The sequence below is a fragment of the Paenibacillus sp. P4_E11 genome (genome assembly GCF_056401635.1).
In genome coordinates, this window is record NZ_JBFUIX010000210.1 from 1 (window position 1) to 4,771 (window position 4,771).

Sequence of the window (4,771 nt, forward strand, 5' to 3'; positions counted from 1 at the left end):
ATATATGACGGTGTCGTAGAGATTCGTTCCGTCGCTCGTGAAGCTGGCTTCCGTTCCAAGATTGCCGTCCTCTAACATATCAACCTCTATACATGCTAGATAGCCTAAATCATTTAATTTCATTGTTCCTATTGTTTCCAATTCATTTTTCCTGCCACGTATCTCATGAATTCTTGAGTGAAAAGATGGCCAAACTTCAACAATGTTCACATGTTCTTTACCAATATTACCTAGTCCAACTACTTTACGAGCTTCAAACTCCAGGATTTTAGGTGTTGTAATTTCTGTCATCTCCATAGCTACCTCCCTATTTGTTTTTAGATTACCGTTAATCACTATAAGTGCATTTGGAACTACTTGCGGTTTATACGCCTCCGATGCTTGCATTTGATGATCCACGATTTGTTTTCTAGCATTCTCAGCCAAGTAGAGTACCTCCTTGCATCACCAGCTACTACTTCCATTATATAGAATTTCCCAGATGGTGTTGTGTCTTTTTTTATCAACTTATTGTTGTAGATCGTTTCACATAACTGCCCGTTCGTTCAATGAGCAGGGTTGTTAAGTGATTAAGTTTAACCTCCCTCCAATCTGTTTTTACAGYGATCTGTCGGGAATGGGATATTATTCTTGTCCCCCGACATAACCACCAAATGCAAAGAGACCCCGTCGAGTAAAAAACGGGATCTTATTAATCTATATGTGTGACTTTCTTTATCGATCAACAAAAAAACAGSCGGCTAGTTCAGAAAGCAGTCCATTATTAGCCAAACAGACGAAYRATGCCGTTGTACAACCCRACATGGAAATTTTTGATCGACCGGAATAACAGCCGGATCCAGCTCCCTCTGCCAACATCCTCTGCCGCGACCATTTTGATGATATGATCTTTTCCGTTATACGTAACCGTTAATGTTCCCATCTCGTCGCCTTGTTTGATTGGTGCGATGCGCTTATCCTGATCGATCCGCTCCGTTTTATGCACGAATTGCTCGGCGGTTGYCCCTTTCTTGACAACTAGAGTTAGCCCGYTCTCCGTCACGACAGGTACAGCCGTTCGTACGCCTTTYCTGAGCTCCACCGATTTCATCGAGTCGATCTCGCTTTTGGCGGCTACGACCTTTCTCAGCTCGAAGTTGTTAAAGCCGTAGTCCAGCAGCTTGCGGGTTTCCTCAAACCGTYTCGGCTCYGTCCGGGCACCCATCACGACGCTTATCAATCGCATCCCGTTACGGACCGCGGTTCCGGCGAARCAATAGCCCGCTTCATCGGTATAACCCGTCTTCAGTCCATCCAATCCGGGATAAGCATATTTTTTGAAACTGGYTACCGTACTATTACCTTCCAGCATCCAGTTCCAATTGATCATCGGGCTCTTGTCTTTTTCCCGGAGCTTCAAGGATGGGATTTTGGCGTATTCGAGCACTTCCGGATGATCTTTCACGATCCGGTGTGCCAGCGTCGCCGCATCCTTGGCGGACATCACCGTCTCACYTTCGGCGTCGAAGACAGGGGCTCCGCTCAAATCTTTCAGATCGTTCCTATTTAGCCCTGTCGCCGTCGCAAAATGGGYCACGGTCATGCCGAGCTTCYTCGCTTKTTCGTTCATCAGYTTGGTGAAATCTTCCTCGGTCCCACCGATTCGCTCGGCCAAAGCTAYGGAGGCATCGTTGGCCGAGYAAATCGACATCGCCTGAAACATCTTGCGAACAGAAAGCTGCTCACCATTCGCCAGCAAATCTCCGGAGCCTGGAACTTCGGACGCATACTTGCTAGTCGTAACGGGCTCGTCCCATTTCAGCTTTCCGGACTTGATATGCTCCATTACGATATATTCCGTCATCATCTTGGTCATGCTTGCAGGTGGCAGTGCAGTATCCGCATTCAACTCATATAAGATTTGACCGGACTCYGCATCCATTAATACGGCCGATTTTACGTCKAGCGTCAAATCCGCGGTCTCATTTGCCAGAACCGGTTCCGRACTATGGATGAACAGCTGCACCCCCAMWGTCGCCGCCATTACGATGGAGACGAATCGTTTTGCTTTTGTGTTACATTTCAATTACTACACTCCCATAYTTGTTGTTCTTWCCARRTCTTTATCAATTTTCATTAAATCAATATAATAGTTTACACGTATGAAAGTCAAATTAGAAAGGGTACCCCCTACTCTTTAGCTCTGTTAAGAATCTAAAGATCATGTATGTTAATAATAGAAGCCCCATAAAAAGGGGCTTCTTCTCATTATGCGGAAACCGTTTGTTCAGAAAATCCATCTACGGCCATATTTGAACTGGACTTTGGTTTGGGTAAAGGTAATCCATACTGCCCGTTCAAAAGTGTTTTTGCATTTACCTCATCTAAAGAACCTTCTCTTATAACGCCCAATCTTAGATCTGAAGAAGGATCGATCCCGCATTTGTAGTATTGACAGAGAGTTCTAATTTTAATAATATCTAATTAGATTATAATGTAATTAAAGGAGGCTCAAAATGTCTGACCATCTTACAAATACGCAGACCAAGAACGAAAAGCTGCAGAAATCTGTGCTGCGCAATTTTTTCACCGACCATGGCCGATTGAAAAACCTTCCTTCACAATTGAAAAAAAAGTTAATCGTCCTCCAACATCTTACAAACCAACTGGACCCCAACAAACCGTATTCAGAAACAGAAATGAACGAATTTATCAAAGTCTTTCACGAAGACTACGCTACGATCCGCAGGGAACTGTTTATCCACCGGTTCGTGAACCGAAACAACGAAATATATGAAGTAAACGCCCGCAATGAATGGAGAGACTGGGCAAGCCTTAGATAAAATTGCAGAACGACAGACGGCTCCACCGATGGAAGCCGGCCATGTTTTGACTGCACTCAAATAACGCGCGTCTTGCGTCATGAGGTAAGCAAAAGCAAAATCAAACGTCTGGTCGCCAACCGAACGCTGCCATATCTCTTCATCATTCGGATCGACCCTCTACATTTCGGACAACGATTAATCGCCTCTTCTTGAATCATTTTATTTCCTCGTTGTAGCTATGTTATCACGCTCTCGTTCTCGGAAACTTTTTTATCATAATCACTACGTAAGCAAGCAGTGTAAACAGAATTCCGCTCCAGATGAGTTGATGCATGCCCAAGTGAGAAATAAACCAACCCCCGATCGAAGTCCCTACAGTAATGCCAAGATTGGAAAATGAGACAAACAAGCTGTTACCGAATTCGGGAGCTTCTTTCGCCTCAGTCGTTAACCATGCTTGGCTGACAATAAGCCCGCCGGAATGCACAGCCCCCCAAATGAGTACGATAACAACCATCGGAATGAAATAAGAACCCAGATAATAAGCGAATAAGTAAATTACGGCATAAAGCAGAGGAAACACCATAACAGTCCTTGTAATGCTTTTATGAACAAAGCCCCCAAATAAAAAGTTCCCAAAAATCATGATTATACCAAAGGCCATCAACATGATACTTATCCATGCCCCGTTCATATGTGTAACTTGTCCAAGATATTCAGCAAAGTAGCTGTACACGGAAAACATAGCTGCAAAAATAAAAATAACGGTCACGATATTTAACCACAATTGAGGTTTGCGTAATATGCCAAGCTGCTTGCCATAAGACATTTTTTCCTTAACAGGCATGGAAGGAAGCCAAGCTAGTATCCCTATAAAGGCGATCATGCTTACAACAGCTCCAAACAGGAAAGCGGCTTCTAACGAAATCTTGTCTGCGAGATAAGAAGTCAAAGGCACGCCAAAAGCAAATCCGACCGTTATGCCAGAGAAAACTTTTGTGACTGCTTTGCTGCTATTGTCCGGAGGGACAAGTTTGGCTGCGGTCACAAGGGCAACCGAAAAAAAGACGGGATGCACAATAGCAGGGAGAATTCGGAAAACTAGCATCACATCGAACTTGGTTGTATAGGCATAGACAATATTGGAAATCGAAAAAATAAGTACAGCGGTTAATAGAATGACTTTACGATTCATACCGGAAACGAGTAATGTCAGGAATGGACCTGAAATGGCAACGACTAAAGAAAATATACTTACAAGCCATCCGGCCTGTGAAGTCGATATATTAAATTTTTGAGTTACCTGGGGCAGAACACCTATAATACCCATCTCTGTTGTAATAATACCGAATACGCCTAAAGCCAAAATAAGGATAAGGAAAGGGTTAATCTTTTTCATTTTAATTGTATGCCTCCATTTATATTTATATATACAGAAATGTAGATATATAATGTTAAAAAAAGACCTCCACTCTATCTTATAATTTCTTTTGKATGTACTCGGAAAATTCCTGTATTGTCTTTTCGTTCCGACGATAGTACGTCCACTTCCCAATTCGCTCAGATTCCAACAAACCAGCCTTTTGCATGGTCAACAAATAACTCGAGATAACAGACTGAGCAAGCCCCGCTCTAGCCTGAATATCTCCTACGCATACACCAATTCGAAAATTGAGGCCTTGTTGTAAATAAGGCTTTTCATCAAAGAATTCCTCTGGTTTTTTTAACCATAGCATGATTTGACTGCGAGTCTCGTTAGACAAAGCTTTATAAATCATTGAAGGTTCCATACAGATCATTATATCTACTTTTATAGATTTGTAAATATATTGGTTACCTTTTAGGCGATCCAGAATACACTGAATTAAATAATTCAATTAATAAGGAGTGAAAAATCGAATGGGATTTATACCCCAACAAGGCCCCACATCTCCCCCACCCTCATATGTACCTCAAATGTCTCCTTA

At 42.7% G+C, this 4,771-nt stretch carries 4 protein-coding genes and 1 pseudogene; 2 read left to right on the forward strand and 3 right to left on the reverse strand.

Features of this window, described 5'->3' with window-relative positions:
- Nucleotides 1–69 (forward strand): annotated as a pseudogene (locus AC1DWB_RS31365) (hypothetical protein); the annotation flags it as partial.
- Between the two features lie 694 nt (nt 70–763).
- Here the strand turns inward: AC1DWB_RS31365 and AC1DWB_RS31370 are convergent.
- The gene (locus tag AC1DWB_RS31370; RefSeq protein ID WP_477545019.1) at nt 764–2,065 is read right to left on the reverse strand and encodes a D-alanyl-D-alanine carboxypeptidase family protein; all 1,302 of its coding nucleotides are present in this window, start codon (nt 2,063–2,065) and stop codon (nt 764–766) included.
- 430 nt (nt 2,066–2,495) lie between these two features.
- On the opposite strand from AC1DWB_RS31370, the gene AC1DWB_RS31375 reads away from it, so the two are divergent.
- Entirely contained in the window at nt 2,496–2,822 is a 327-nt protein-coding gene (locus AC1DWB_RS31375) for a DUF2087 domain-containing protein (RefSeq protein ID WP_477545020.1), read from the forward strand.
- A 226-nt stretch (nt 2,823–3,048) separates the two neighbouring features.
- Here AC1DWB_RS31375 and AC1DWB_RS31380 read toward each other — a convergent pair whose 3' ends face one another.
- Nucleotides 3,049–4,203 (reverse strand): MFS transporter, encoded by a 1,155-nt coding sequence (locus AC1DWB_RS31380; protein WP_477545021.1) that lies wholly within the window; start codon nt 4,201–4,203, stop codon nt 3,049–3,051.
- A gap of 79 nt (nt 4,204–4,282) precedes the next feature.
- Nucleotides 4,283–4,594: an ArsR/SmtB family transcription factor gene (locus AC1DWB_RS31385; RefSeq protein WP_477545022.1), complete on the reverse strand. Its 312-nt coding sequence runs from the start codon at nt 4,592–4,594 to the stop codon at nt 4,283–4,285.
- Nucleotides 4,595–4,771 lie beyond the last annotated feature (177 nt).